Genomic DNA, 25003 nt, shown 5'->3' with positions numbered 1-25003 from the left:
ACTGCAAAAACCAAACCAAGTAGTAAAAAGGCCGATTTCTGCGGTTTTAACTGCCGAGACTACCCATAATGGTGATTTTCAGGAAAATCATAGCACTAATTTGGTGCAACTATTTCGGCGTGGGCTTCGGAAGGGCATTATTATTAATATTTGGTCGAATAACGTTCACAATTACCGGATCTGACGTGCCCAATGATTGACCATTGGTATCTATCGCCTCCACCACCAGCGTGTGGGAGCCGCGCGGAACATCCTTAACGACTATATTGGTCATTGTCGTCTCTTCCAACAACTCACCATTCATAAAATACACCAGCAAATGCCCCTCTTGCAGGCCGGGATTGAGACTAACTGCAATCGCCAGATCGCGCTGCCCAACAGGAATGGTGACATCCGCACGCGGACTGATAATGCCAATCCTATAGCCAATTGCCGCCTGTTGCGGCTCGTAGGAGCTCACTGGCGTGGACTGTGGCAAAGGCTCCGCGCCGGGCACAGTATTAACCTCGCGCAGCTTAATCTTTTCCGCATTTTCAGTGCTGGGCTTATCGGTGTACCTGACAGTCCCGTCCTTATCGACAACCTTATACACATCGGCACCGGCAACCTGCGCCAGCAACAGCATCAACACCAACAATTTGCGCATCGCATTTCCCTCATCAGTCAGCTTTACCCTAGATTACTCCCGCCACCCCCAAAGAAAAAGCCCGCACCGTTTCCGGTGCGGGCCTTCTCACAGATTGATCGGCCGCAGCCAACCATCTAGCAGGACTTACACGCTGCTCTTATACAGAGTAGTAGAGTTCAAATTCTACTGGGTGTGGAGTCATGTTAACGCGTTGGATGTCAGCTTTCTTCAGGTCGATGTAAGCATCGATGAAGTCTTTAGTGAATACACCACCAGCCAACAGGAACTCGTGGTCTGCTTCCAAAGAGTTCAGAGCCTCTTCCAAAGACGCACAAACTTGTGGAATCAGCGCTTCTTCTTCTGGCTCCAGATCGTACAGGTCTTTAGTTGCTGGCTCGCCCGGATGAATCTTGTTCTGAACACCGTCGATACCTGCCATCAACAGTGCTGCGAAGCACAGGTATGGGTTAGCAGTTGGGTCAGGGAAACGGGTTTCGATACGCTTGGCTTTTTCACCAACAGTGTAAGGAATACGGATAGAAGCAGAACGGTTACGTGCAGAGTAAGCCAGCATTACTGGAGCTTCGAAGCCCGGAACCAAACGCTTGTAAGAGTTGGTAGACGCGTTACAGAAAGCGTTCAATGCTTTAGCGTGCTTGATGATACCGCCAACGTAGTACAGAGCAGTTTCAGACAGACCAGCGTATGCGTCACCAGCGAATTGGTTTTTGCCATTCTTGGTGAAAGACTGGTGAACGTGCATACCTGAACCGTTATCACCGATCAGAGGCTTCGGCATAAAGGTTGCGGTTTTACCGTATTGGTGAGCAACGTTGTGTACGCAGTACTTGAGGATTTGTACTTCGTCCGCTTTCTTAACCAGAGTGTTAGCGCCTACGCCGATTTCACATTGGCCAGCGTTAGCAACTTCGTGGTGGTGAATTTCGATTTCCAGACCCATAGCTTCCATCGCATTACACATAGCGCCACGGATGTCGTGCAGAGAGTCGATTGGAGCAACTGGGAAGTAACCACCTTTTACGCGTGGAGCGTGGCCGTGTTTACCTTCAATGTCATCACCTGACTGCCAGGAAGCCTCTTCAGATTTGATCTTGTAGAAAGAACCGCCCATGCCACTGTGGAAATGAACGCTATCGAAAATGAAGAATTCTGGCTCTGGACCAAACAGGGCGATATCACCCAGACCGGTAGACTTCAGGTACTCTTCAGCGCGCAGACCGATAGAACGTGGGTCGCGGTCGTAACCTTGCATGGTTGCTGGCTCAACGATGTTGCAGCGAACGATGATGGTAGCTTCGTCGTAGAAAGGATCCAGAACAGCAGTTGAATCGTCCGGCATCAGGATCATGTCGGAGTCGTTAATGCCTTTCCAACCAGCGATAGAAGAACCGTCGAACATTTTACCGTCAACGAAGAAACTGTCGTTTACAACGCTTGATGGGAAAGTTACGTGTTGCTCTTTACCTTTGGTGTCGGTGAAACGCAGGTCAATCCAGCGAGCTTCGTGTTCTTTGATCAGGTCTAAAGTCTTAGACATTGAATGCCTCCAAGTTGTAATAGCCCGAAGGCTACGGATTGTGAAAGTTATTACTCTTGGCAAATAACCCGGAACCGGGCGCTTTGCCGAAATTTTTCCCACTTCATCCGGGCGCGACTCATTTCGGTGAGCGGGGCAAGACTAGGGTGTCAGAAAAAGGGCAAAATATATGCCATCTAGGGAAAATAGCAATAAGCCTTTAAAAATAAGGTTTTCAAGCGATAAGGCAAGCTCGCGCAAACAGCAAAAGCACCAATAAAACGCACAAATTTTTATTAATGCACCAAAAACAAGCATTAATTATTTGTTTGCGGCCTCCCTTTTTGTTTCCCTATAAAGCGAGCGCTAGTGTGCCAGTTGCATGCTCCAAATTGCATCACTTTTATCGTCAATTTCCCCTAAAAACCATTAAAGCTGTTTCGCTCATCAAAGGTTATTAGCTTTTATCTAAACACCCTATAGCAACTACCTATAGCTTTGATATCGAATGGCGCGGAAAATCACTGTAGTTTGCGCTGCTCGTGCGTAAACCGCGCGGCCAGGCCATATCAATAAGAACACGAGTTATTCACATGCACATGACAACGACCGAAATTTTCCTGATCGCAATGGTGATCATTTTTACCATTCCCTATTTGATTTGGCGCCTTGGCCGAACGGATTATTGGGCGCCGCTGGTTGTCGTCCAGATCATTATGGGCATAGTGCTCGGCCCGGGCGTGCTGGGCAAAGCCTTCCCCGAGTACTACACATTTGTGTTCAACGCTGATGTGATTAAGTCACTCAACGGTATTGCTTGGTGGGCGGTGATGATTTTTGTGTGGATCGCCGGTATCGAGCTGGATCTGAAAAAAGCCTGGCAATACAAGCGCGAAAGCGGCATCACCGCTGGCTTGGCACTGGGTACACCCCTGTTATTCGGCTGTGGCGCCGCAGTGCTAATGATGGGTGTTAGCGATGGCTGGATGGGGCCAAATGGCATGACTTGGCAGTTCGTGCTGGGCGTGGGTATGGCCTGTGCGGTAACGGCGCTGCCGATTCTGATTTTATTTATGGAAAAGATGGCAATTCTGCGCCAGCCCATTGGCCAGCGTATTTTGCGCTACGCCAGCCTCGATGACATCGCCATCTGGGGTGTATTGGCCTTGATTCTGCTGGATTGGGAGCGCGTTGGGCGCCAGGGAATGTTTCTGGTGGGCTTTACCATCGCCGCTTACGGATTCCGCAAGCTGATGATCGCCATTCAGGAAAAAGACCGCTGGTACTCCGGTTTTATCTGGCTGGCGATCTGCGGCCTCGCGGCCGACTGGGCTGGTTTGCACTTTATGGTCGGCGCCTTCCTCGCTGGGGCAGTGATGGATGCTGACTGGTTTAATCAGGAGGATATGGACAAGCTGCGCCACTTTGTCCTGATGATCATCATGCCCGTATTCTTCCTCAGTACCGGCTTGCGCACTAACTGGGATGTGGGCGGCACTGCGGTGTTTGTCGCCGCCGGCATACTGCTAGTCGCGTCCGTTGCGGGCAAGCTGGCCGGGGTTCACGCCGCGGGTAAGATCCTCAAGTGGGAAAAAGGTGAAGCGTCGATTATCGGCTGGCTGCTGCAAACCAAGGCGCTGATTATGATCATCTTCGCCAATGTGCTGCTCGATAAACAAATCATTACCAGCGAAACCTTTACCGCACTGCTGATTATGGCCGTCGCCAGTACCATGCTGACAGTGCCAGCCGTGGCGCCCAAGCTAGAGCGCATGAAAGAGATTATCTTTCGCGCCAAGTAAATCGCCAAGCCACAGAACAAAAGGGTGAGCCGACATATCGGCTCACCCTTTTTTATTGTGCGAACATCGTTGCGTTAAACCACGAACCGCGCCACCAAACCATTCAAATCCACCGCCAAGCGCGCCAACTCCTGCGCCGAGGCGCTGGTTTGATTGGCACCGGCGGCCGATTGCGTCGATAAATCGCTGATATTCACAATGCTTTTATCTATCTCACGTGCCACCACGGCCTGCTGTTCAGCCGCGCTGGCGATAACCAGATTGCGCTCGCTGATTTTGCCCGCCTGAGCGTAGATCTGATCCAGTGCCACTCCCGATTGCTCCGCCGCTGCCAGCACAGCGCGCGCATAGTCCACGCTCTCGCGCATAGCGCTGACTCCAGTTTGAGTGCCCGCTTGCACGCGCGCCACCATCTGCTCAATCTCTTTGGTTGATGCCTGAGTGCGATGCGCCAGCGCGCGCACCTCGTCGGCCACCACCGCAAAACCGCGCCCTGCCTCGCCGGCACGCGCCGCTTCAATCGCAGCATTGAGCGCGAGCAGATTAGTCTGCTCAGCGATGGCGCGAATCACCTCAAGAATTTGGCCGATAGCACGGGATTCTGTCGCCAGCTCATCAATCTGTACTGATGTTCGGGTCACCCCGGATGACAGGGTTTCGATGGCCTTAATCGTCTCCAACACTTGGTCGTGCCCCTGCTGGGCTAGTTGCGCAGAGGTGCTGGACTCTTCTGCCGTGTTAGTTGCATTGTGTGCCACTTCATCCACCGCGGCGCTCATTTCGGTCACGGCAGACGCTGCCTGTTGGATTTCATCATTCTGGCGTTGCAGGGTGCGCGAGGAATCCTCTGCCACCGCGTGCAATTCCTCCGTCGCCGTTGCCAATTGCACTGCTGAATCGGCGATCTGGCTGATAGCGCTGCGCAAACTGTCTTGCATCGCTCCCAAGGCGACCAGCAAGTGCGCTACTTCATCCTTACCCTGAGCTTGAATCGAGTGGGTTAGATTTCCCTGCGCCACCCGTTCAGTTGCCAACAGGGCGCTGGCGAGCGGGCGCGTAATGCTGCGGGTGGCGGTAACGGCAAGTAAAATCATTGCCACGACTAGCACTGCCAAGCTGCCAAGCAAGGCGGTGCGGCTATTGCTGTAGGTTGAATCCGAGCGCTGTGCGGCGCCTGTTGCGCCCTCATGGCTCACTTGGTTTAGCGCCAACACCACCTTGGTCATAGCATCGGCGAGGGGGTTCAAGCGCCCATCGATAAGATCTTTCGCTGCGGCAAAATTGTTGCCTCGCATCAAGCTGACAACTTCCGCTGAACCGGCAAAGTAGGCGTCGATATTCACCGATAGCTCATCAAACAGGCGTCGTTCTTGCTCCCCTGCCACGCTTTTACCCTTGCTGAGTGCCGTTAAAACATCACTTTTGATGCCATCCAAACGAGTAGCCGTCTGGTTTAATTCATCGGGCGAGTCGCTCAGCGCCGTTCTGATAGTAAAAATGCGAAAGCGCATCAGCGATAGATTCAGCTCTGCAATTCGCTCCTCCAATGGCAGCCAATGCTCCGTTATTTCATTCTCCGCCTCATGCATTTTTTCGGTGCCATTGAGTGCAATACCCCCCAGCACAAATACCCCCAAGACTAACAAGCCAAATGCCAGCGCCAACCGCTGGCCGATCGTCATATTGCGCATCATCATGATTTCTTATTTTCTCCGCATGGGTTAGATCAAACTGTTGTGGCACCAGCACACTAGTGCTCTGGCGCCAAAATCAACATGCGAATTCTGCGCCAACAGCTGCCCCAGCTCAACGGGATATTCAGAAATCTTTTCTTTTCAAATCAGATGCTTATTTAAACGACAGTTAAATCACAAAACGCGCCACCAGCCCATTCAAATCTACCGCTAAGCGCGCCAATTCCTGCGCCGAGGCGCTGGTTTGATTGGCACCGGCGGCCGATTGAGTGGAGAAATCACTGATATTGACGATATTGCGATCCACCTCGCGTGCCACTGCTGCTTGCTCTTCGGAAGCGCTGGCAATCAGCAGATTGCGCTCACTGATTTTGCCCACCTGACGATAAATTTCCTCCAGTGCAGAACCAGCCTGTTCGGCAATACCAAGAGTCTGGCGCGCATAGTCGACACTGCCACGCATGGAATCAACTGTCGCCTGGGTTCCACTTTGTACCTTGGATACCATCTGCTCAATTTCGCGTGTAGACACTTGGGTACGATGCGCCAGCGCACGCACCTCATCCGCTACCACTGCAAAACCGCGCCCGGCTTCACCTGCGCGCGCCGCTTCAATCGCTGCGTTTAGCGCCAGTAAGTTAGTCTGCTCGGCAATGCCACGAATCACATCCAGCACTTTACCAATATCTTTGGATTCCTCGGCCAAGCCTTCTATTTGATGTGAGGTCTTGGTGAATTCACTAGTCATGCTTTCAATGGAAGAGATGGTTTCCTGAACCTTATCGCGCCCCTCATGCGCCAAGCGGGCGGATTGATTAGACTCTTCGGCAGTGCCTGATGCATTGCGCGCCACCTCATCCACCGCTGCACTCATTTCCGTAATCGCCGAGGCCGCCTGTTGAATCTCGCTATTCTGATTTTGCAGATTGCGCGAAGCGTCCTCTGCAACTGCGTGCAACTCCTCAGTCGCCGCTGCCAACTGGGCTGCAGAATCGGAAATGTGGCTGATTGCGCCGCGTAAATTGGCTTGCATCCGTGCGAGCGCCGTCAGCAATTGAGCAGGCTCATCCTTACCAGTAGTGTCGATACGCTGGGTTAAAACCCCTTCAGCTACCGTTTCAGCCGCCTTAACGGCATTAGCGATGGGGAGCGTGATGCTACGTGTAACCACTAGAGCCAATACCAGCGTTAACACCAAGGCTATAGCTATGCTGGTGAGAATCGCAGTGCGGCTACTGTCGTGCGCAGCATCCGATTGCGCGGTCGCGTTGACCGCACCTTCGCTATTGATCTGGTTGAGGTTGAGCAACAACTGGGTCATTTGATCCGCAAGCACATTAAGACGGGTTTCAATCAGGCTCCGAGCTGTGGCGGTGTCACCGATTTGCATAGCGCTAACGACCTCGGCAGAACCTGCGATATAGGCTTGCTTCACCTCCAGTAATTTCCCATAGACTTGCCGCTCGCCGGCTTCGCTGATCAGGCTTTCATAACGCTTGCCAGCCTTGTCCAAATCCTGCCGGATGCTATCGAGCCGCGCACTGGTCTGCGCCAACTCCTCTGGAGTGTCATCCAGCGCGGCGCGCAAAGTGAAAATGCGAAAGCGCATCAACGACAAATTTACATCCGCAATTGCGGCTAAGGACGGCATCCAGTTTTCGGTAATTTGATGCCCCGCGGCACTCATCCGATTAATGTTGTGCAAGGACGAACCACCTAACAACACCACCAGCAATGCCAGCAAACCAAAAGCAAGCGCCAAGCGCAGTCCGATCTTGATATCTCTTAATGACATGTTCCAGCACCTTTATTTTTGATATAGCACCCCATGTTTCAGCCCATTACCGCTTAACCGGGCACTCCATTGACTTAATCAGTATTGCCTATAATTTCCAAAGCTGCTCAAAGATTAACCGCGCCATCTGGCATCCTCTTGGGTATAATTCGCTGCTTTTTCCACGGGTCAGAGCACCAACCTCACTGGGCCAACCCTAGCCGGTAATCTCGTTATGCATTTTGTTATCAAAGTTTTCTCCGAAATCATCATCAAAAGCCCGCCCGTGCGTAAGCGCTTTATTAAGCAATTGCGCGATAACCTGCGCGTTCTGCTGGGCAATATCGGGGTGGATATCGATGTGCAGCGCGATTGGGAAAAGATTGAAATTCGCTGCCCAGAAGCGACTCCCGAGGTGATCGCACAAGTATCGGATGTGCTGGCGCGCACGCCGGGTATCGCCAACTTTGCGCTGCTGAATGATTATCCACTGGGCGATTTGGAGTCGATCTTCCAACACACCTTGCGCCACTGGCGCGATGGCATCGCCGGCAAGACCTTTTGTGTGCGCGCCAAACGCGTGGGCAAACACGAGTTCACTTCGGTACAGGTGGAGCAGTATGTCGGCGGCGGATTGTTACAGCATTCGGAAGCCAAAGGCGTAAGCCTGCATAAGCCAGAGGTGATAGTACCGCTGGAGATCAAAGGCGACCGCGTGTGGGTGCTGACCAGCAAAACCCAAGGTTTGGGCGGCTTCCCATTGGGCGCGCAAGATCCAGTGCTCTCGCTTATCTCCGGCGGATTTGATTCAACCGTATCGACCTATTTGTGTATCAAACGCGGGCTGCGCGCACACTACTGCTTCTTTAATCTCGGCGGTCGCGCCCATGAAATCGGCGTAAAAGAAGTCGCCTATTACCTGTGGAACAAATACGGCGCATCGCATCGAGTGAAATTCGTTACCGTTCCTTTTGAAGATGTAGTGCGCGAGATTCTGGAAAAGGTCGACAACCCTTACATGGGCGTGACACTCAAACGCATGATGCTGCGCGCCGCCGAAAAGGTCGCCGAGTCGCTGGAGATTCCCGCGCTGGTGACCGGTGAAAGTGTGGCGCAGGTATCCAGCCAAACGCTGGTGAATTTGAATGTGATCGACCGCGCAACCGATATGGTTGTACTGCGCCCGCTCGCCACTATGGATAAAGGCGACATCATCAATATCTCCCGCAAAATCGGCACCGAAAGTTTTGCCGCCAGCATGCCGGAATACTGCGGCGTGATTTCGGTCAACCCGACTACGCGCGCCAAATTGCACAAGGTCGAGTTTGAAGAAGCGCGTTTTGATATGGCAATCCTTGAACGTGCAATCGAAGAGCGTCGCGCGCAGAACATTGACGAGATTGTCGATGAACTGGATGCGGACCTGTCGGTACCTATGGTGGGCGATGTAAGCGCACCCGATGTGGTGATCGATATTCGCCATCCCGATGAGCAGGAAAAAACGCCGCTCTCTGTGGATGGTGTAGATGTGCAGGTAATTCCCTTCTACTCACTCAACAACCGCTTCGCGCTGCTGGATCAGACCAAGCAGTATTACCTCTATTGCCAAAAAGGGGTGATGAGCCAGTTGCATGCTGCCAACTTGAAAGATGCCGGCCATTTGAATGTTGGCGTCTATCGCCCTGAACCCAAGAGTGCTTGCGCCATTTCATGACTGGCGCCCCCACACCAGCGCAGAAGGAACAAGCAGCTAAAAAGGAACGAATAGCCGAATTTGATTACCTGCGCGGAATATCAATCGCGCTGATTGTGCTCGGCCATTCGATTGTTTTTGCGCAACCGCTGTTTCCACCACTGCTGGAAAATCTGCTGCGCGGCGGGACAGGGCTCTTTGTCTTTATCTCCGGGTTTTTCTTCCATCGCGTTTTTTACGCGCGCTTTAACTACTCGCAATTTATCGCCAAAAAAGCCAGCAGCTTGCTGATTCCCTTTGCGGTGATTTCACTCTTTGCATTGCTGCTGCGCATGATCGGCTGGTGGCTGGACGGCGTGAGCTGGCAGGATATGGTGCTCTACAGCTGGTACACGCTGCGCAACGGTTATGTGCTTTATCCGCACTGGTATATCCCGTTTATCTTCCTCACATTTTTGTGCTCGCCGCTGCATTGGTTTTACATACGCGCGCGGCTGTCGGTGCAGCTGGTTATTTTGGTGGCGTTTTTCCTGATTGCGATGTTTTTACATCGCCCGCAATCCAACTCCAACTTTGTGCAGTCGCTGGTGTATTTCACACCTTATTATCTGCTCGGGATGCTGGTATCGCTCTATCACAGCCAACTGCGTAAACACCACTGGCCACTGATGCTATTAAGCTTCGCGCTGATTGCCATCACTGCGCTGGCACAGACTTATATATGGGTGCGCTTGGGCAACTATCACAAAACCGCCTTCACCTACGACGGCATTGATCTGCAATTTATCCAAACGTTTTTCGCCTGTATCGCCTTGCTCGCGCTCTGCCGTCATATCCACTGGCCCTGGCTGCAACGCCACCTGTGCTGGTTGGCAGAACTAAGCTTCCCGATCTTTTTTATCCACCCGTTGCTGACACTGGCTCTGGAAAATCTGATCAAGCTAGATGGCATTGCCCCGCTTTTCCCCGTCACGACACTGAGCCAAAGCCTGCTGGTTTTTGCGTTCGCCTTTGTGGTGCAGTTTTATGGTTCGGTGGGGATTGCGGTATTTATTAAAGCGATATTCAACAAGCGCAGCCGCTATCTGGTCGGATAATTCAAACTGCTACACCCAATTCTCCACACGCAAACCATCAACCCGATCAAACTCTTTCTCGTTGTTAGTGACCAGCGTCCAATCTTGGGCACGGGCATGGGCGGCGATCCAGAGATCATTGTTGCCAATGGGTTGACCGGATTTTTGCAGCTGCGCGCGAATGTCGCCGTAATGAGTGGCAACCTCTTCTGACAATTCCGCAATGGTAATCAGGCTGGCAAGCTCATCGATAACCGCCAAGGCGCGCGTTTTGGAATGGCTTTTTTCTGCGCCAAAACGCAGCTCGCCAAGAGTGATAACCGACATCGCTAATTGATTGGCAGGGTGCAGCTGAAAACGTTCACGCACACTGGGTGGGTTGTATTTGGCGATATAAATACAGATGTTGGTATCCAGCAAAAAACGTGTACTCATCGAGCATTCCTTTTAAAAATCGTCCCTATTAAAAATCGTCTCTTTCCTGCGGCGCCTCGTCTTCCCGCCCTTGCTCCATAAAATCGGATGGCAATTGCGCCAGAGCGTCAAAAATCGCTGTCGCGTTGGGCACCAGAGGGCGCAACACTATTTCATCACCGCGACGAAAAATCTCAAGCTGCTCAACATCAACGCGAAACTCTTTCGGTAGCCGAACGGCTTGGCTGTTGCCCGATTGAAAAACCCGTGCAAAAGTCATGGGAACCTCCTGAATAAATTTTGATGTAGGCACTTCTTTGCGCTCATTAGCGCTCACATCAAGCGCACACCAAGTAGACACATTAAGTAGATACGTTAAGTATATACAGCAACAAACCATCAGACCAGATTAAAAAATCACCAATCAGCGCCTTCTAGTCATATCCGTGCAACCTCTACATAGGTATAATGCGCGCCTTTTTATGCGTCCCCACTTGCCTGCACAGGCATTCACCCAAGAGAAATCCCACAGTGACAGATCAATCAGCTATCGAAAAACTGCGCAATATTGCGATTATCGCCCACGTTGACCACGGTAAAACCTCTATGGTTGACCAGTTGTTGCGTCAATCTGGCACCCTCGACCGTCGCGATGACACCGGCGACCTGATCATGGACAGCAACGATCAGGAACGCGAGCGCGGCATTACCATTCTGGCGAAAAACACCGCCATCAAGTGGAACGACTACCGCATTAACATCGTGGACACCCCCGGACACGCCGACTTCGGCGGCGAAGTAGAGCGCGTTCTGTCGATGGTTGACTCGGTATTGCTGATCGTTGACGCCGTTGGCGGCCCAATGCCACAAACCCGTTTCGTAACCTCCAAAGCGTTCGAACAGGGTCTGAATCCAATCGTGGTAATCAACAAGATCGACCGCCCGGGCGCTCGTCCTGAGTGGGTTATGGATCAGGTATTCGACCTGTTTGACCGTTTGGGTGCAACTGAAGAGCAACTCGATTTCCCAATCGTTTACGCCTCTGCGCTGAATGGTGTTGCCGGTCTGGATCCAGAAGACATCAAAGAAGATATGACCCCGCTGTTCCAAATGATCGTGGACAAGGTTCAACCACCTAAAGTTGACCTCGACGGTCCTTTCCAGATGCAAATTTCTGCGTTGGACTACAGCAGCTACGTAGGTGTAATCGGGATTGGCCGTATCACGCGCGGCAGCTTGGCGCCGAACCAACAAGTGGTTGTAGTTGACCACGAAGGCAACCAGCGCAAAGCCAAAGTATTGCAAGTGATGGGTTATCACGGTCTGCAACGCGTTGAAACCGACAAAGCCTACGCCGGCGATATCGTGTGTATCACTGGTGTAGACAAGCTCGGCATTTCCGACACCTTGTGCAGCCCGGATGCAATCGAAGCTCTGCCAGCTCTGTCAATCGACGAGCCAACCGTAAGCATGACCTTCCAGGTAAACGACTCACCGTTTGCCGGTAAAGAAGGCAAGTACGTGACCAGCCGTAACATCAAAGACCGTCTGGATCAGGAATTGATTGCTAACGTTGCATTGCGCGTACAACAAGGCGACTCACCGGACAAATTTATCGTATCTGGCCGCGGTGAATTGCACCTGTCAGTATTGATCGAAAATATGCGCCGCGAAGGCTACGAGTTGGGCGTATCCCGTCCAGAAGTAGTTAAGAAGATCGTTGATGGCGAAGTGCACGAGCCGTTTGAGCAAGTGGTAATCGACGTTGAAGAAGAACACCAAGGTAAAGTGATGGAAGAACTCGGCCTGCGCAAAGGCGAGTTGACCAACATGGAGCCGGATGGCAAAGGCCGTATCAAGTTGGAATTCCTCTGCCCATCGCGCGGGCTGATCGGTTTCCGCGGCCAGTTCCTGACCATGACTTCAGGTTCAGGCATCATGACCAGTATTTTCGATCACTATGGTCCAGTGAAAGAAGGTGAAGTAGCCAAGCGTCAAAACGGTGTACTGGTTTCTATGGTGAAAGGTAAAACCCTCGCCTACGGTTTGCACCCACTGCAAGACCGCGGCCGCTTGTTCCTCGGCGCCGGTGTAGAAGTTTACGAAGGTCAGATCGTGGGTATTCACTCGCGTTCAAATGACCTGGTAGTAAACCCAACCAAAGCCAAGCAATTAACCAACGTTCGTGCTTCCGGTACTGACGATGCGCTGACCCTGTCACCGCCAATCCGTCACACTCTGGAACAAGCACTGGAATTTATTGAAGACGACGAACTGGTTGAAGTAACACCACAATCGATCCGTCTGCGCAAAAAACTGCTCACCGAAAACGAGCGTAAGCGCGCCAATAAATAATTCGCGTTTGTTCACGCAATAAAAAATCCCGGTCAGTGTGAGCTGACCGGGATTTTTATTTACGCGTGTAAAAATACGTGTGTAAAAAGCTACTTAGGGGCAAGCTACATCTTTACCCGCGCCTTTTACTACGCTCACTTTGGCGAAGGTGATATCCAAAGTACCGCTGGTGATCAGCGAGAAAGGTTGCAGGATTTGCGTCCAGTACTCTTCTGGCGGTTGGGTTACGCCGAAGTTTGCGCCCGAGTTAGGATAGCACTTGAAGGGTACAGTAACGGTTTGCCAATCCTGACCGGCGAAGCCTTTGAGTTTTTCACTCAGGTCGATATCGGAGGCACAGTAAGAGCCGCAACCCAGACGCAAGTAAGTGGTTGCACTCGGCGCTGCGTTGACTTTGATATCAAATACCAGCGCGGAATCGCTGCTGTAGTAGTTGATAAAGTCTTGGCGATTAGCCACCGACAAGGCCACTTGGCCGCTGCCTGAACCATTCCACTGCACGCGGCGCGCATCTTCCTGCACATCGCGGTCAACCGCTTGGATCATCAGCGATGAGGCTTTTACGGTGTTGCTGTTCATCGGCACTACATCATTTTGGAAGCCGATGATTTCCAACTGCCAAGGATCCATTGGGCGACGGTTGAAGATCTCCAACACGTCCAAGGCTTCCGCTGGTTTTAAACCGTCTTCCGGCAGGTCATCACCCAAGGTGTTTTGCTCGCCGTAGCTCATGCCATAGCCGTAGGCAAAGAGTGGATCGTAGTTAGCGTCGCCTTTGTTGAGTGGCGTTTGGTCGGGATTTTTCGGCCAAGAGAAGCTCAGGCGGCCTTTCATGTTGTAGTTCACGCCGCCTTCGGCTTTTTGGAAAATCACGTCGGCCACGCCTGCACCTTCAGTGCCCGGTTGCCAGATGGCGACAAAAGCGTCAGAGCTGTTGAGTTCGCGATTGACCCAGAGCGGGCGGCCAGTGATAAACAGCGACACCACCGGAATACCTTGGCTGCGCAATTTTTTCAGCAATTCCAGATCGCTCGGGTTGCGCGGTTTGTAAGCGAGCATGCCCACATCACCCTGCATTTCGGCGTAGGGATCTTCACCAAAAATCACAATCGCAACATCGGGTTTTTCGCTGAAAGAACCATCGACGCTCAGTGTCGCTTTACCGCCAGCCGCACTCACAACCTCATTGATACCAGCATAAATCGAGGTGGCGCCGGGGAAGTCGGAGTTGACGTTACCGGTACCCTGCCAGGTCACTGACCAGCCGCCAGATTGTTTGCCAATATTGTCCGCGCCATCGCCCGCAACGAGGATATTTTGCTTGCGTGCCAGTGGCAGCAAATTGCCTTTGTTTTTCAACATCACCAGCGATTCACGCACTGCCTGACGCGCAACAGCGCGATGCTCTGGTGCACCCAGCAATTCTTTTTTACCAGCCAGTGGGCGGGTAGATGGCGCACCTTTCTCAAACAGACCGGCGCGGATTTTCACGCGCAGAATGCGGCGCACGGCATCGTCCAAACGCTCGGCAGTCACTTCGCCGGATTTGGCTTGTGCGAGCAGGTTGTTGTACAGCTCTTTCCAGTTGGGCTCGGGCACCATGTAGATGTCCAGACCCGCCATCAGCGATTCCGGGCAGTCCACCGCAGTACAACCGGGGATAAAACTGTGGCCGCTCCAGTCACCCACAACCAAACCATCAAAACCCATTTGGCCTTTGAGTACATCGGTCAGCAGGTATTTGTGGCCGTGCATGCGGGTGCCATCGTAACTGGTGAAGGAGGCCATCACCGCCTGCACACCTGATTCGATTGCACTGAAATAACCAGCGCCGTGAATATCGCGCAGATGGGTTTCATCGCCTTGAGTCGGCCCGCGGTCAACACCATTCAAGGTGCCGCCATCGCCAATAAAGTGTTTGGCAGTGGCGATTACGTGCTCATTGGAAAAGAGGGTTTCCGAGCTGCCTTTACCTTGCAGGCCTTCAACCATCTTGCCCGCAAAATCGCCGACGATCTGTGGATCTTCCGACCAACTTTCATAGGCGCGACCCCAGCGGTCATCGCGCGCGACAGCAACAGTCGGGGAGAAATCCCAATCCAAACCGGTCACGGCGATTTCACGCGCAGTCGCCCAACCGATTTGTTGTAACAATTCAGGGTTATGAGTAGCACCAAGGGCGATGTTGTGTGGGAACAGGGTGGCGCCCACTACGTTGCCCAAACCGTGTACGGCATCTGTACCCCACATGATCGGGATACCAATACGGCCGTTGGAGGTATCGATAGACGCATTATAGAAGCTATCGGCCAGTTTGACCCAGTCTTCCAGTGGCGCGTATTTGTTCGCGCCCGGAGTGCTGCCGCCGCCGTTAAGCACCGAACCTACGTGGTACTGCTTGATGTCTTCGGGGGTGAGGAATTTGATCTCCGGCTGAATCAGCTGGCCGATTTTTTCTTCCAGCGTCATGCGCCCGATCAAATCATCGATGCGTGCTTCAACCGCTGGATCTTGTTTAATTGCACTCTTGATTGCCGGCCATTCCACTTTCGCGGGGGCTGTAGCAACAGGGGCAGGAGTTGTCGTAGTCGTGGATGGTGCGTCAGTGGTTTTTGAATCGCAGCCGATTAAAAGGCTGGCCAAAACCACACCTGACACCAGTGAGCCTAGTGGTAGTTTGTTATTCATGAGGGAACCTGTTGACCAAAAAAGCAACGGATCTGACGCCCTAGAGCGAGGCGATTCCAGTCAGTTGAGTGTTATATAAGTGCCGAAAACGAATACATAGGTATGCGCTGGCAAAAGGTACCAGCTAGCCGCGCAGATACGAACAACATTTACGTTTTATGATGCAATCGGTGACAGGAGCCCCTTCTTAAACATGATGCCAGTGCGAATTTGATGGCGAGATAAAAAGCATATCAGGCTGTTTTCTGATTACATTTTTGCGTTGATCATGCACACAAAAAGTGGTTTTTGTGGCGCAGAAAGACAAAAGAATATCGGCGTTTATCCATATGTAAAAATGTTGTTATCCCGCCATGCGTGAGCCAGATCACAGAGTTAAATATCCTCTACACTGAAAAACAGCGTAATTCACGCCAAGGTAAAGGTCACTCAATTCGCAATACTTTTCCGGTGTCGTTTGGGAGGAATCATGTTCAAGAAAATAGAACAAACCCGGCTAGGGGATATTTTAATCAGCAAGGGATTAATCACTCAGGAACAACTTGCGAGCGCAATTGAAGAACAATCCCGCAGAAAGCGCCTGTTAAATCCCGCTGACCCCAATGCTCAAGTCACGCCCTTAGGTGAAATTCTAATTGAGATGGGTTGTATCGATCGCTTGCAATTAAAACGCGGACTGAATTGGCAGCACCGCTTGCGTCATGCATCTATCGCAATGGCGCTCTGCGCTCCATTCATGATCTTTATGCCCAGTGTTGCGCGCGCGGCACCAGCGCCAATTACTATCCAGTCTGAAAACTATACAACCATGGGCGGCATTCAAACCGAAAACACCTCGGATGTCGGCGGCGGCAAGAATGTCACAAGCATTGATGCTGCCGATTGGATGACATACAAGAAAATCGATGTTCCAGTTACCGGTACTTACGACATTACCTTCCGGGTAGCGAGCGCCAATGGAGGAACCTTCCAACTTAAAGCGCGCAACGGCAAGGTGATTGACACAGTTACCGTACCTGCGACCGGTGGAGCACAATCCTGGGTTGATGTTGTGCGCAAGGTACCGCTTACTGCGGGCAGTAATGATCTGAACATAAGGTCAGTGACGGGCGGATTTAATATCAATTGGATGAAAGTAGAACTGTCCAGCGAGACCATTACAGCTCCAGCTCCAGCTCCAGCTCCAGAAACTAATGATCCGGTTGTTGAGTCAACTGCTCCTGTCGTTGAGCCAAGTACTCCTATCGTAGAACCAACTACTCCGATTATTGAAACAACGACTCCCGTTATTGAATCTAGTACTTCGACTTCGGGGGCTACCCTCATCGTCGAAGCAGAAAACTATACAACTATGAGTGGGGTGCAGAAGGAGAGCACTACGGATGTAGGTGGCGGCACAAATCTTAGCTATATCGATGCTGGCGACTGGATGACATATAAAGGTATTAATGTCGCTGTTGCAGGTAAGTATAAAGTCACTTTTAGGGTAGCAAGCCAAAGCGGTGGAGGTTCTTTCCAGGTGAAATCCGCTGATGGCAAGATACTAGATACTGTCTATGTGCCATCTACAAGTGGGTGGCAGAACTGGGTTGATATTGAGCGCACCATATCGCTTGAAGCTGGCAGCAATGATTTGACCCTATTGGTTTCTGCGGGCGGATTTAATCTGAATTGGATGAAATTAGATCTGACAGGTGAAACTAGCTCTAGCACTAGCTCTAGCACTAGCTCTAGCTCTAGCTCTGCCACTAGCTCTACCGCTCCAGCAACAACCTCTAGCATTACCATCCAAGCTGAAAACTATACAACTATGAGTGGTGTGAAACATGAAACCACTACGGATGTAGGTGGCGGCACAAGTCTTGGCTATATCGATGCCGGCGATTGGATGACATATAAAGGTATTAGTATTGCTGTTGCAGGTACTTATAAAGTCACTTACCGGGTAGCAAGTCAAAGTGGCGGGGGTTCATTCCAGGTGAAATCCGCTGATGGCAAGGTACTGGATACTGTCTCTGTGCCATCTACCAGTGGGTGGCAAAACTGGGTTGATATTGAGCGCACCATATCGCTTGAAGCTGGCAGCCATGATTTGACCTTATTGGTTTCGTCCGGCGGATTTAATCTCAACTGGATAAAATTAGATCTGGTCAGTGCCGCTGCTGCTCCTGTAACAGCACCTACCGTCACTATCCAATCAGAAGACTATTCCACGATGAGCGGTATTCAAACGGAAACAACTTCAGATGTCGGCGGAGGGAAAAGCGTAGGTTATCTCGATGCCGGCGACTGGATGGAATATAAAAATACAGAAGTAAATATCCCTGTCACTGCCAGTTATAAAGTGTCCTATCGCGTGGCAGGTCAAAGTTCTGCCGGTCGCTTTAGCCTCCATGAAGCGGGTGGTTCAGCGGTGTTTGATACGGTTTCAGTGCCAGCTACCGGTGGCTGGCAACAGTGGTCCACGGTTGAACACATAGTTACCTTACCCGCCGGCAAACATTACTTTGGCGTTAAAATTCTGGAGGCTGGCTTTAATCTAAACTGGATTAAAATTGAGCCCGCCGATCAAACTTCAACCGCGGTTACCCCACCAGTCATCAGCGCAGTAAGCTCCTCCAGTTCATCTTCTGCGCCTGCTACCACGGTCAGCTCATCCAGTTCCTCAAACCCCTCGACCGCAGTGTCATCCAGCTGGTCATCGTCATCGGCAGCTAGTCATGCAGAGCATGTCGCGGGCCCGGTGGGCATTACCTGGACGCCCCCCAACGCGCGCGAAAATGGTACCTATCTGGATATCACTGAATTGGGTGGCTATGAGATTCGCTACAAAAAATCGACTGATAACACCTACACCTATATCAGCATCAACGATGCCTGGACGACCAGCTATCAATTTGCCTGGCTCGATGAAGGCGACTATGTATTCCAGATAGCCGCATTTGATAAAAACGGTGTCTACAGTCCCTTTGTAGATATCCAGCGGCAGTAGGTCTAGCCGCAGGATTTTTGGTTGCGCGACGGGATGAACGACTGCCCCTGATTGTTAATCAGCTCAAACGGAATTGAGGTTTTGGCAAAGCCTTTACTTTTCTGGATCACAAAGTGCAAGTGAGGGCCGGATGAAAACCCCGACGAGCCGGATTTGGCAAGCAGGGTTCCGGCGCTCACCTTGTCGCCGGGCTTGACTGCGGCGGTGCCAAGCAAAATGTGCCCGTAAAAGGCGAAGGTGCCATCGGCGTGGATCACCGATACGTAGTTAGCCTTATCCAAAAAGTATTCATTCACGCCGCCCATGTGGTAATCGTCTTTCACTGCGACCACTGTGCCTTCACGCGCCGCCAAAATTGCCGAACCTACCGGCAGAGCGATATCAATTGCAAAGCGCGATTGTTCCGATGTATGCGAAAAGCTGCCATTAAAACCTTGAGAAATGCGCGCGCAGATTTGAGTATCAATCGGCCAGTGATAGAGCTGATCGCTAGGTTGTGCGCTAGGGTCGCCTATATGCCAGCGGTAGCGAAACTTGGCGATGCTATCTGTGGTTTTAATTAGATTGAGTTTTTGGCGGGCGCCGACAATACGCGTCTGTTTGCCATTTTTCACTTGCGGTGACGTCAGCTGCACCTGAATAGGCGCATAGAATGGATTCTCCACTACCAGATAATTAAATCCATCGCGGCTAATACTGTCGAACTTCGGCTGGATTTTGGCCTTTTCCGTGCTTTTGTAGTTCACGACTTCTGCGTCGGGATCTTTTGGCTTTTTATCGGTGAACTGCCATTTTCCGTTCTTATCCTGATACTTATAAATCTCTGCCTGTGCCGAAGCGGCAAACGTGATGATGGCAAAACAACAATAAACCAGCGCTTTCATTGCGAATCCTTTTCCCTGCTAACGGAAGATCAACCAATACTGAAAAGATAATTAAAAAGCCGCCGCACTTGCATGCGACGGCTTTCAAATCTAACCCATCTTGAACAATGGCGTTATTGTTTTACGCAGTCCACGTAATAATCTTTTTTGCCATTTACTTCGCGTTTCACCAAGCCGTGAACGTCGGTTTCGAAGCCGGGGAACTTCTCGTTGAAGTCGCGCGCGAATTTCAAATAATCGACGATAGTTTTGTTGAAGCGCTCGCCCGGAATCAACAGCGGAATGCCCGGCGGATATGGCGTCAGCAAAATCGAGGTGATGCGGCCTTCGAGTTGATCGATAGGTACACGCTCGATTTCGCGGTGCGCCATTTTCGCAAAGGCATCCGAGGGCTTCATCGCCGGTTGCATGTCCGACAAGTACATTTCGGTAGTCAAGCGCGCTACGTCGTAAGCCTTGTAGAAATCGTGAATTTGCTGGCACAAGTCGCGCAAGCCCATGCGTTCATAGCGCGGGTTGGCTTGCGCAAACTCGGGCATGATGCGCCACATCGGCTGATTTCTGTCGTAGTCATCTTTGAATTGTTGCAGTGCCGCTACCAAGGTATTCCAGCGGCCTTTGGTAATGCCGATGGTGAACATGATGAAGAATGAATAGAGACCGCATTTCTCGATAATTACGCCGTTTTCGGCCAAGTATTTGGTCACAATCGATGCCGGAATACCGGTTTCGTCGAACTGGCCATTTACACGCAAACCCGGGTTGACGATGGTTGCCTTGATTGGGTCGAGCATATTGAAGTTCGGCGCAAGTTTGCCGAAGCCATGCCAGTTGTCGTCGCTGCGCAGTATCCAGTCGTCGCGGGTGCCTATGCCTTCTTCTGCGAATTCATCCGGACCCCAGACCTGGAACCACCAATCCTGACCCCATTCTTCATCGACTTTTTTCATCGCACGGCGGAAGTCCAGCGCTTCAAAAATCGACTCTTCTACCAGCGCGTGGCCACCGGGCGCTTCCATCATGGCCGCGGCAATATCGCAAGAGGCGATGATCGAGTACTGCGGCGAGGTGGAGGTGTGCATCAAGTAGGCTTCGTTAAACGCATCCTGATCGAGTTTCACTTTCTCGGATTCACGCACCAGCACTTGTGATGCTTGCGATAAACCGGCGAGCAGTTTGTGCGTCGATTGGGTGGAGAAAATCATCGACTCTTTAGCGCGCGGGCGATCTTTGCCAATCGCGTGCATGTCTTTGTAGAACTGGTGGAAAGTCGCGTGTGGCAACCAGGCTTCATCGAAATGGAGCGTATCGATTTTGCCATCGAGCATGTTCTTCAAGGTCTCAACGTTGTAGACCACACCATCGTAAGTGGATTGAGTGATGGTGAGAATGCGCGGCTTTTTATTGGCAGCTTCGCGTGCGAAGGGGTTAGCTTCGATTTTGCGCGCGATGCTTTCGGGGGTGAATTCTTCCAGCGGAATCGGGCCGATGATGCCGAGGTTGTTGCGCGTCGGCATCAGGAATACCGGAATCGCACCGCACATAATGATCGAGTGCAGAATCGATTTATGGCAGTTGCGGTCAACCACAACGATATCGCCCGGCGCAACGGTTGAGTGCCACACCATCTTGTTGGAGGTGGAGGTACCGTTGGTCACAAAGTAGCAGTGGTCGGCATTGAAAATACGCGCGGCATTGCGTTCAGACGCGGCGATAGGACCGGTGTGGTCGAGCAATTGGCCGAGCTCTTCCACTGCGTTACACACGTCGGCGCGCAGCATGTTTTCACCAAAGAACTGGTGGAACATCTGGCCGATGGGCGACTTTAAAAACGCCACGCCACCTGAGTGACCGGGGCAGTGCCAGGAATAGGAACCATCTTGCGCGTAGTGCACCAATGCGCGAAAAAACGGCGGTGCGAGACCATCGAGATAGGATTTTGCTTCGCGGATAATATGGCGCGCCACGAACTCGGGCGTGTCTTCAAACATGTGGATGAAACCGTGCAGCTCGCGCAGGATATCGTTGGGGATATGGCGCGAGGTGCGGGTTTCACCGTACAAATAAATCGGGATATCTTTGTTTTTGTAGCGAATTTCTTCGACAAAGGCGCGCAGGGATTTGAGTGCGTGATCGGTTTCTTCGAGCGAGCCAGCACCAAATTCTTCATCGTCAATCGACAAAATAAACGCCGAGGCGCGCGATTGTTGCTGCGCGAATTGCGACAGGTCACCGTAGCTGGTAACACCAACTACCTCCCAGCTTTCATTCTGAATGGCCTCCGCGAGTGCGCGTATGCCTAAACCCGAGGTGTTCTCGGAGCGAAAGTCTTCGTCAATGATGACAATGGGAAAACGAAATTTCATGGGGTCTCCAATATAGAGTTGGCTGGAGTTAACACTTGCCGACGTGACCGCCTCTGGGTGGTGTGAATCGTCTGGCCGGAGTACCTGAAGGGTAGACCAAGAATAGCCAGGCGCTGTTACAAATAACCGCTCCCGGCCAAACGACCGGGAGCGCGATTGTAATCTAGTTGGCGGATTTCAAACATATTTTTATCGTGTGGGGCTTCTGTCGCGGCGGCGGCACCAGAGCAATGTCGCCAAGCCGCTGAAGAACAGCCCAGCCAAACCCGGCTCAGGTACGTCGATGCGTTCTATCGTCCAGTTGCTGAGGCTAGTCTCATCAGCGTAGTTGAACTCCAACAAAGCGAGTTGTATTAACGTTTCACGTCGGCTGGTTAGTGGGTGAAATCGTTCGACAAGTTGATCGCCGCTCGTGCTATAGGAACGAACATTAACCCATCTATCCGTTAACCTGTGAGCCTCCAGATTCGTTTCCGGTGTGATTAGCTCTCGCGCAAATGCGACCAGATTCCAACTAGCGATTTGACCGGTTTGGTCAAGCAATACTTGAGCATAGGACGATGGACTGAGGTCAATAGGGAAATCCAAGTACCCTGCCGAGTCGGAGCTCAAACTCAGGTTGAGCTCGCGAGTGAAAAAGGAGGTAGTTGGCTGTAGGGATAAGTCTTTTTCCGGTAGGGTAAAAGAGAGTGCAAAGGCCGGTATGAGCGGTACAAACCCCATGCCATCCTCAATTTCAGTGGGAACTCCATTCACCTTGTGCGAACTGAAAAATAAATCAGGGTTAGCGTAAGTGAACTTGAGGTAAGCGGCAGAACAAGGCAATGCTAGAAACGCAAACAAGGCTGCTGCTAAATAGCCAACAGCATTACGCGGAAGCTTATACATAGTGAACTCCTTGGGGGGAAACCCCGCTATGCACACAAAATGAAAAACAGGGAGGACGCCAATAGGATCTCGGCGCAAGCCTATTCAAGCATTTCAGCAGGGGAATATTGGTGCGTTAGCACACGCACATTTATGGAGTGTTAGATATGTGAAGGCAACCCTGCTTATGGATACTTACTGCTTGACCGGATAACGCTGGGCATCTTCCTCAATCAACTGGCGCGCAGCGGGCATTGCCTGTTCGATTAATTGTTGCTCATCGAATGTTGGCGTTTTATAGCCGCGCACCCAGAGCCCATCGAAATAATCCCAGCCATAACCCCAACGGTAGGTGGACATCCAATAAGGGCTGCCGCCCCAGCGCACGTTGCTATACATATAGTCGGCCATGCGCGGCCCCAAGGCGAGTTGCACGCAGGTTTGAATGCGCGCATCTGAAGCTTCGCGTTCGGCTTCGGTGCCGCCAATCCAGTAATCCAGATCATGTGCCACGCAGCAGTGACGCCAGAGATTGGGCTGATCGAGAGTACCGTCGATCCACATAGAGCAGCCGTCGGTGGAAAAGGGTTTGAGGTCGTTCGCTTGAGTAGAGAAAGTCACCAGCGAAATGCCGGCAGTTAGCAGAACGATGACGAATCCGAACGCGCGCATATAAAAGAGGTGACTCTCCAGTTGGGGATGATCCAAGGGCGAATTTTACGCCATCACACTTGAAACACTACCAAAAGTTTCCGGCTGCCGCCCAATGCCAGTACAATGCCGCCACTCTGCCCGCACGGGCTGCCTGCCTTTGGACTCTGTTATGAACGATAAAAAAACCACTCACTTTGGTTTCCAACAAGTTCCGGTTGAAGAAAAAGCCGAACGTGTCGCCGAGGTCTTTCACTCAGTTGCCGCCAAATACGATGTGATGAATGACTTGATGTCGGGCGGCATTCATCGCCTGTGGAAGCGTTTCACCATCGAGGCTTCAGGCGTGCGCGCCGGGCACAAGGTATTGGATATCGCCGGCGGCACCGGCGATTTGAGTTATCAATTCGCCAAGTTAGTGGGCGCCAGTGGACAGGTGGTACTGGCTGACATCAACGCCTCCATGCTCGGTGTAGGTCGCGACCGCCTGACTGATCGCGGCATTGCCGGGAATATCAACTTCGCCCAGTGCGATGCGCAATTCCTGCCGTTTCCCGATAACACTTTCGATTGCATCACCATCGCCTTCGGTTTGCGCAATGTGACCGATAAAGATCTCGCCCTGCGCTCCATGCAACGTGTGCTTAAACCAGGCGGCCGCTTGCTGGTGCTGGAATTCTCCAAACCGCAGAGCGACATCCTCAGCAAAATTTACGATACCTACTCATTCAAAGTGCTGCCCTTTATGGGCAAGCTGGTGACTAACGATGCCGAGAGCTATCGCTACCTCGCCGAATCGATTCGCATGCACCCGGATCAGCAAACGCTGAAAGACATGATGGACAACGCCGGTTTTGTGCGTACCGAATTCCACAATATGACTGGCGGCATAGTTGCGCTGCACAAAGGCATCAAACCTTAATGAGCAATACTTTCACCTTGGCCGCCCTCGCCAGCGCGGAAAAAATGCTCAATGCCGCGCTGCGCTACGACCCTGCCACACGAATTGGTCTTGCGCGTTTGGAAGGCAAAATCCTCGCCGTACAAATCACCGCGCCAGCCATCAATCTATTTGTAATGCCGATGGACGATGAGCTGCGTTTGATGGGCAACTGGGATGGCGATGTAGATACGCGTATCACCGGATCAGCACTTGCACTCGCGCAGCTATCGCAAACCGAAATCCACAATTTAAAAGACAGCGGCGTAACGGTGATGGGCGACTTGCAGCTGCTCGCCGATTTTCAGCGGCTGGTGAAAAACCTCGATATCGATTGGGAAGAAATGCTTAGCCAGTTCACTGGCGATATTATCGGCCATCAAACTGCGCAGGTTATTCGCGCCAAATTCGGTTGGGCTAAAGACCGCGCGGCATCGGCGCAGCGGTTGACCAGCGAATTTCTTACCGAAGAATTAAAGACATTGCCGAGCAAACCTGAGTTAAATGATTTTTATCAGCAGGTGGATGAGCTGCGTTTGGCGGTAGATCGCGCGGCGGCGCGTGTTGAAAAACTCATCGCAGAGCGAAAACTGTAGGTTGGGGTGAGGAACGAACCCCAACAAAGCAACGCGAATAAATCGC

Annotated in this window: 18 protein-coding genes; 7 read left to right on the top strand and 11 right to left on the bottom strand. The window is 51.8% G+C overall.

Going from position 1 to position 25003, the window contains the following annotated elements:
- Window positions 1-109: 109 nt before the first annotated feature.
- Together SPL68_RS03725 and glnA are read right to left on the bottom strand one after the other, a co-directional pair.
- Window positions 110-646 (bottom strand): DUF4124 domain-containing protein, encoded by a 537-nt coding sequence (locus tag SPL68_RS03725; protein ID WP_323813725.1) that lies wholly within the window; start codon window positions 644-646, stop codon window positions 110-112.
- Window positions 647-785: 139 nt separating this feature from the next.
- Window positions 786-2186 carry a type I glutamate--ammonia ligase gene (glnA, locus tag SPL68_RS03720; RefSeq protein WP_323813724.1) on the bottom strand — a complete coding sequence of 467 codons (1401 nt, stop codon included), beginning with the start codon at window positions 2184-2186 and terminating at the stop codon, window positions 786-788.
- A gap of 572 nt (window positions 2187-2758) precedes the next feature.
- Between glnA and SPL68_RS03715 the strand changes: the two genes are divergently transcribed.
- Window positions 2759-3967 carry a cation:proton antiporter gene (locus tag SPL68_RS03715; RefSeq protein ID WP_323813723.1) on the top strand — a complete coding sequence of 403 codons (1209 nt, stop codon included), beginning with the start codon at window positions 2759-2761 and terminating at the stop codon, window positions 3965-3967.
- A gap of 74 nt (window positions 3968-4041) precedes the next feature.
- Here the strand turns inward: SPL68_RS03715 and SPL68_RS03710 are convergent, their stop codons facing one another.
- A complete protein-coding gene (locus tag SPL68_RS03710) occupies window positions 4042-5664 on the bottom strand; it encodes a methyl-accepting chemotaxis protein (RefSeq protein WP_323813722.1) in 1623 nt (540 codons plus the stop codon).
- Between the two features lie 166 nt (window positions 5665-5830).
- A complete protein-coding gene (locus SPL68_RS03705; RefSeq protein ID WP_323813721.1) occupies window positions 5831-7456 on the bottom strand; it encodes a methyl-accepting chemotaxis protein in 1626 nt (541 codons plus the stop codon).
- A 214-nt stretch (window positions 7457-7670) separates the two neighbouring features.
- On the opposite strand from SPL68_RS03705, the gene thiI reads away from it, so the two are divergent.
- Window positions 7671-9149: a tRNA uracil 4-sulfurtransferase ThiI gene (gene thiI / locus SPL68_RS03700; protein ID WP_323813720.1), complete on the top strand. Its 1479-nt coding sequence runs from the start codon at window positions 7671-7673 to the stop codon at window positions 9147-9149.
- Window positions 9146-10225, top strand: coding sequence for an acyltransferase (locus SPL68_RS03695; RefSeq protein ID WP_323813719.1), 1080 nt, complete (start codon window positions 9146-9148; stop codon window positions 10223-10225). Before thiI ends, SPL68_RS03695 begins: the two co-directional genes overlap by 4 nt.
- A 9-nt stretch (window positions 10226-10234) precedes the next feature.
- On the opposite strand, the gene vapC is transcribed toward SPL68_RS03695, so the two are convergent.
- Complete coding sequence (gene vapC / locus SPL68_RS03690; RefSeq protein ID WP_323813718.1) at window positions 10235-10639, bottom strand: type II toxin-antitoxin system tRNA(fMet)-specific endonuclease VapC; 405 nt, start codon at window positions 10637-10639, stop codon at window positions 10235-10237.
- Between the two features lie 28 nt (window positions 10640-10667).
- On the bottom strand, window positions 10668-10898 hold the full coding sequence (locus SPL68_RS03685) for an antitoxin (protein WP_323813717.1): 231 nt from the start codon (window positions 10896-10898) through the stop codon (window positions 10668-10670).
- A 251-nt stretch (window positions 10899-11149) separates the two neighbouring features.
- Here SPL68_RS03685 and typA point away from each other — a divergent pair, with 251 nt between their 5' ends.
- Window positions 11150-12973 (top strand): translational GTPase TypA, encoded by a 1824-nt coding sequence (gene typA / locus SPL68_RS03680; RefSeq protein WP_323813716.1) that lies wholly within the window; start codon window positions 11150-11152, stop codon window positions 12971-12973.
- A 93-nt stretch (window positions 12974-13066) separates the two neighbouring features.
- On the opposite strand, the gene SPL68_RS03675 is transcribed toward typA, so the two are convergent.
- Window positions 13067-15661: a glycoside hydrolase family 3 protein gene (locus SPL68_RS03675; RefSeq protein ID WP_323813715.1), complete on the bottom strand. Its 2595-nt coding sequence runs from the start codon at window positions 15659-15661 to the stop codon at window positions 13067-13069.
- A 469-nt stretch (window positions 15662-16130) separates the two neighbouring features.
- Here SPL68_RS03675 and SPL68_RS03670 point away from each other — a divergent pair, with 469 nt between their 5' ends.
- Window positions 16131-18653, top strand: coding sequence for a carbohydrate-binding protein (locus tag SPL68_RS03670; protein WP_323813714.1), 2523 nt, complete (start codon window positions 16131-16133; stop codon window positions 18651-18653).
- 2 nt (window positions 18654-18655) lie between these two features.
- Here the strand turns inward: SPL68_RS03670 and SPL68_RS03665 are convergent, their stop codons facing one another.
- The 4 genes from SPL68_RS03665 to SPL68_RS03650 all read right to left on the bottom strand — a co-directional run bounded on the left by SPL68_RS03665 (window position 18656) and on the right by SPL68_RS03650 (window position 23442).
- Window positions 18656-19537, bottom strand: coding sequence for a M23 family metallopeptidase (locus SPL68_RS03665; protein WP_323813713.1), 882 nt, complete (start codon window positions 19535-19537; stop codon window positions 18656-18658).
- Window positions 19538-19650: 113 nt separating this feature from the next.
- Entirely contained in the window at window positions 19651-21903 is a 2253-nt protein-coding gene (locus tag SPL68_RS03660; protein ID WP_323813712.1) for an arginine/lysine/ornithine decarboxylase, read from the bottom strand.
- A gap of 189 nt (window positions 21904-22092) precedes the next feature.
- Window positions 22093-22791 carry a PEP-CTERM sorting domain-containing protein gene (locus SPL68_RS03655; RefSeq protein WP_323813711.1) on the bottom strand — a complete coding sequence of 233 codons (699 nt, stop codon included), beginning with the start codon at window positions 22789-22791 and terminating at the stop codon, window positions 22093-22095.
- Between the two features lie 174 nt (window positions 22792-22965).
- Window positions 22966-23442, bottom strand: a complete 477-nt coding sequence (locus SPL68_RS03650) for a helicase (protein ID WP_323813710.1) — start codon at window positions 23440-23442, stop codon at window positions 22966-22968.
- 151 nt (window positions 23443-23593) lie between these two features.
- Here SPL68_RS03650 and ubiE point away from each other — a divergent pair, with 151 nt between their 5' ends.
- Window positions 23594-24343: a bifunctional demethylmenaquinone methyltransferase/2-methoxy-6-polyprenyl-1,4-benzoquinol methylase UbiE gene (ubiE, locus tag SPL68_RS03645; RefSeq protein ID WP_323813709.1), complete on the top strand. Its 750-nt coding sequence runs from the start codon at window positions 23594-23596 to the stop codon at window positions 24341-24343.
- Window positions 24343-24957: a ubiquinone biosynthesis accessory factor UbiJ gene (locus SPL68_RS03640; RefSeq protein WP_323813708.1), complete on the top strand. Its 615-nt coding sequence runs from the start codon at window positions 24343-24345 to the stop codon at window positions 24955-24957. Before ubiE ends, SPL68_RS03640 begins: the two co-directional genes overlap by 1 nt.
- The last annotated feature ends 46 nt before the right edge of the window (window positions 24958-25003 follow it).

The sequence above is a fragment of the Cellvibrio chitinivorans genome (assembly GCF_035117775.1).
Lineage (GTDB): Bacteria > Pseudomonadota > Gammaproteobacteria > Pseudomonadales > Cellvibrionaceae > Cellvibrio > Cellvibrio chitinivorans.
The sequence above is the reverse complement of the archived record's forward strand: the minus strand, read 5'-3'. Positions and strand labels throughout refer to the sequence as shown.